This window comes from Metasolibacillus meyeri (genome assembly GCF_003049505.1).
Lineage (GTDB): Bacteria > Bacillota > Bacilli > Bacillales_A > Planococcaceae > Metasolibacillus > Metasolibacillus meyeri.
Genome location: NZ_PYWN01000223.1, coordinates 1 through 2,757 on the forward strand (window position 1 = coordinate 1; position 2,757 = coordinate 2,757).

Annotated in this window: 3 protein-coding genes; all 3 read right to left on the reverse strand. The window is 36.0% G+C overall.

Annotated features, from left to right (window positions below; translation table 11 throughout):
• Positions 1–105 precede the first annotated feature (105 nt).
• The 3 genes from C9J34_RS21100 to C9J34_RS21110 all read right to left on the reverse strand — a co-directional run bounded on the left by C9J34_RS21100 (position 106) and on the right by C9J34_RS21110 (position 2,419).
• A complete protein-coding gene (locus C9J34_RS21100; RefSeq protein WP_107842128.1) occupies positions 106–654 on the reverse strand; it encodes a hypothetical protein in 549 nt (182 codons plus the stop codon).
• A 77-nt stretch (positions 655–731) separates the two neighbouring features.
• On the reverse strand, positions 732–926 hold the full coding sequence (locus C9J34_RS21105; protein WP_107842129.1) for a hypothetical protein: 195 nt from the start codon (positions 924–926) through the stop codon (positions 732–734).
• A 248-nt stretch (positions 927–1,174) separates the two neighbouring features.
• Positions 1,175–2,419, reverse strand: coding sequence for a Glu/Leu/Phe/Val family dehydrogenase (locus C9J34_RS21110; RefSeq protein WP_107842130.1), 1,245 nt, complete (start codon positions 2,417–2,419; stop codon positions 1,175–1,177).
• Between the last annotated feature and the right edge of the window lie 338 nt (positions 2,420–2,757).

The following is a 2,757-nucleotide window of genomic DNA, read 5'->3' on the forward strand; positions in this document are numbered from 1 at the left end:
GCCAGACTATAAATAAGACCTAAAATAATATAGCCCATACTAATAAAAGAATTTAGTAAGAGCTTTTTCCAATAATAGAAATGAATTTTCTCCATCGTACCAAATTCAATTGGCTTGTGGATAATTATAATTGCTAACATGTATGACAATATCAAGTTCTCGATTGTTACTATGTGCAAATACAGTATATTTATCTGCGTTTTCACTATGTCTTTCACTGAAAGTAGCTGTTGGATTTCCTTTGCTACCTACTTCTACACCATTAATAAATACACGGTTTGCTTGTCGAATTGTTTGAATATACAAACCATACTGTTCTTCAATTGGCACATTCACTTTTAAATGATAGGTTCCAACTGATACCCCCTCTTTATTGCGCTGAACATAATTCGTCAAATCTCCTGGCACTTTAATCAAAATGCGTTCATGTGCATAACTTGCTAGTGACTCTTCTGCTGGTATAAGAACATTTGGGTAAAAAGCCCACTCTCCTACTAGCTTTGTTGTTGTCCTTAATTGCTCATCCTCAATAGTTACAACACCATTTTCAATAAATTCCGTATGTTTTTTTGAAAAATATTGCACATTTCCAATGATAAATACCCCGGCAAACAGCATGACAATACCTATAATTACTAAAATATTCCCTCTCATTACCATTCATTCCCCAATTTTCATTACCTTATTAAAATAGAACAATTAGCATATTCTATTTATTAGTATTTTTTCTATTATAACTTTTTAATTGCCTTATTTTCATTTTTCTTTGAAGTAGATGGATTGGTTTTTGGATTCGAATGAATCAGAATTTGTAAACGGTGCAACATTACCCGCTTTTTTTCCTCTTGTATTTTTTTCTGTTTGTGCTTGTGCCAAGCAATCAATCCTATTGCAATAGCAACACCACAACTAATAATAATTATCATAAACAAAACCCTTTTAATATATTTATACTTAACTTATGATAAAAAACGGTGTTGGACAAAAACTAAACAATAAAAAGTCGTATGTATGAAGTGATAGGCATTAAAGATTTTCTGCTAGGTACCTTCTCTGTATTTATGAACTAAGCCTACTCTTTAGAATAGCCTCAAGGCATAGTTCAATGTGGAGGAAATACAAAAAGCTACTGCCTAAAAATATAGACAGTAGCTTTTATAACATATTTTATATTTTACACCCAACCACGGAAACGAGATGCTTCGGCAGTACGGCGAACGCCTACCATATATGCAGCTAGGCGCATATTAATATTGCGGTTCATTGCTGTTGTATAGACATTATCAAAGGCTTCTACCATTTTGCGAACTAATTTTTCTTGTACTTCTTCTTCAGTCCAGTAGTAACCTTGGTTATTTTGTACCCATTCAAAGTAAGATACCGTTACACCACCAGCAGATGCTAGCACGTCTGGCACTAATAGAATACCACGCTCTGTTAAAATTTTTGTTGCTTCTGCAGTCGTTGGTCCGTTAGCAGCTTCTACAACAATGTTAGCTTTAATATTATGTGCATTGTCAGCAGTAATTTGATTTTCAATAGCAGCAGGCACTAGAATATCGCAGTCTAGTTCCAACAATTCTTTATTTGAAATTGTATTTTCAAATAAAGTTGTAACAGTACCAAATGAATCACGACGATCTAATAAATAGTCGATATCTAAACCATTTGGGTCGTGTAACGCGCCATATGCATCAGAAATACCGATTACTTTTGCCCCTAAATCGCTCATAAATTTCGCTAAGAAGCTTCCTGCGTTACCGAATCCTTGGATGACAATACGCGCACCTTCAATTTCAATGCCACGCTTTTTCGCAGCTTCTTTAATAACAATTGTTACGCCTTCAGCTGTTGCACGGTCACGTCCTTGTGAACCACCAAGTACAAGTGGCTTACCAGTGATGAAGCCTGGTGAGTTGAATTCGTCCATACGGCTATATTCATCCATCATCCAAGCCATAATTTGAGCATTTGTAAATACGTCTGGCGCTGGAATATCTTTTGTTGGTCCTACAAATTGGCTAACCGCACGCACATAGCCGCGGCTTAAACGTTCAACTTCGCCCATCGACATTTGACGTGGGTCACAAATAACGCCGCCTTTTCCTCCACCGTATGGTAAATCTACAATTCCACATTTCAATGTCATCCACATTGAAAGCGCTTTAACTTCTTCGTCAGTAACCGCTGGGTGGAAACGTACGCCACCTTTTGTTGGTCCTACTGCATCATTATGTTGTGCACGGTAGCCTGTAAATACTTTTGTTGTACCATCATCCATTTTAACAGGGATGCGTACTTCTAACATGCGAAGTGGTTCTTTTAGCAATTCATACATTGCTTCATCATAACCAAGCTTTTGTAACGCTTCTTGAATGACATCTTGTGTCGACGTAAATAGGTTTAAATTTTCAGCCATTATTAATTCGCCTCTTTAACATTTTTAATTGTTTTTTGATATCGCCAACATTGTAACATATTTCAACATAGATTTGTTTATAAATTTGTCACATTTTAAATAGTTTTCAACATATTTTACACATTCACCTACAAGACATATGAATTTTACGTAAAATTAACTGAAATTAATGCAAAACATATGAATTACACTTAAAATAGCGGGCGCACTATTGTCCGCCCGCCAATTTTTGATCAATTACGCCTCAGCGTAATTGCGTCCAGATTTTTTCGAGCTTGCTCGTCGTAGAAGTTAACCTAAAACCGTCACATCCTGTGACAACGGTTAACTGACCTGCA